The organism is Ruegeria sp. AF7, assembly GCF_056541885.1.
This window is the reverse complement of record NZ_JBQFYX010000051.1, coordinates 1-1,557: the sequence shown is the minus strand read 5'-3', so window position 1 is coordinate 1,557 and position 1,557 is coordinate 1. Positions and strand designations below refer to the sequence as shown.

Genomic DNA, 1,557 nt, shown 5'->3' with positions numbered 1-1,557 from the left:
TTCCAGGATCCACTGGCTCAGTGCCAAACCGATTCCACCGCCCTGAGCAATACCGCCCAGGAAGCCGCAAGCCACGACGAACCCGGGCACACCGGGCAAAGGGCCGATCATGGGGCGGCCATCCGGGGCGAAGCTGATCGCGCCATTAACACCACGTTTGATACCTGCGGTTTCCAGATCAGGTACGCGGTGAAAGATATCTGCAAGGCTATCACCAAGCCGATCCCAATCATCTGCGAACAGTTCTTGACCGAAGGACCAAGGTGCACGGCCGTTGGAATTGTTCCACGCCCGGCGGGCATCCTGTTCCCACGGCCCAAGCAGCAGCCCCTGGCCTTCCTGTCGCATATAATACTGGCTGTCACAGTCGCGGATCATCGGCAGTTCGTAGTCCAACGCCTGAACGGTCGGCATCGTGTCGGTGATCAGGTACTGATGTTCCATGTTGGTGATGGGCAGGCGTGTGCCAACCATACGGGCGACTTCGTCTGCCCAGAAGCCGGCGCAATTGACGATGATCTCGCATTCAAAGACCTCGTCGCCGGATATCAGTCGCCAGTTGCCCGAAGGCAGGCGGGTTATGCTGTCGATCTGGGTGTTGCACCTGATCCTACCGCCGTATTTGCGCGCTCCGGCGGCCAGCCCCATTGTAACGGAATACGGATCGACATAGCCCTCTTCGGGATCCCAGGCACCGCCCACCAGGTCAGAGACGTTGAGAAGCGGATATTTGTCTTTGATTTCGAAGGGCGTCACAAGTTCGTATTCAAGGCCTAGCGCCCGAAACTTGCCGGCGAGATGCTTGAACTCTTCCATCCGCTCTTTGCTTTGGGCCAGGAAGAAGCCGCCCACGACGTGGCTGCCAACCTCTTGGCCCACTTCTTCGGCCAAACCATCGTACAGGCGCAGGGAATACGCCTGTAGAACCGAGAGATTGGCATAAGCGCTTTGAGTGTGAACGTTGCCAGCTGCGTGCCAGGTTGCACCTGCGGTCAGTTCGCGGCGCTCCAACAGAAGCGCGTCTCTTTCGCCCGCTTTTGCCAAATGATAAAGTGTCGAAACACCTACGATACCACCACCGATTATGATGATACGCGAATAGTTGGACATGGATTTGGTTCCGTTCCAGGTAATTGCCTTTGATGCCGCACCGTTGAGCTTCCCTCTCGGCACAGTTGCGAATCGCATTACTTCCTTCGCGAGCCACGTAGATTGAGAGAATACGAAGATTGCAAAATGCAGCAATGTGGGATAAAAAATTTCTAATGAAATTTTATGAAATTGAGGGGGAATAACGAATCACAATGGATCCAACTCTAAAAAGCCGAACAATTTCAAAGCTTAAACGAAAGATAGGGAACCTCCCACCTCGGAAAAAGCTTGTGGCAAAATACATTGTTGATAATCAGGCTGACTTTGGTTTGGACACTCTTAGGGAAACGGCAAGGAAGATTGGCGTCAGCACACACACTTTGGTTCGCACGGCTGAGGAACTTGGTTTTGATAGTTACGACAATTTCAGAGCGCCTTTTAGAGGAGCTCTTGTAGCCGCGGTCG

Annotated in this window: 1 protein-coding gene; it reads right to left on the bottom strand. The window is 53.9% G+C overall.

Annotated features, from left to right (window positions below; all coding sequences use genetic code 11):
• The coding region (locus ACR0AP_RS20885) for an NAD(P)/FAD-dependent oxidoreductase (RefSeq protein WP_480509213.1) at nt 1-1,110 on the bottom strand (1,110 nt) is incomplete at its 3' end.
• Nucleotides 1,111-1,557: the final 447 nt, after the last annotated feature.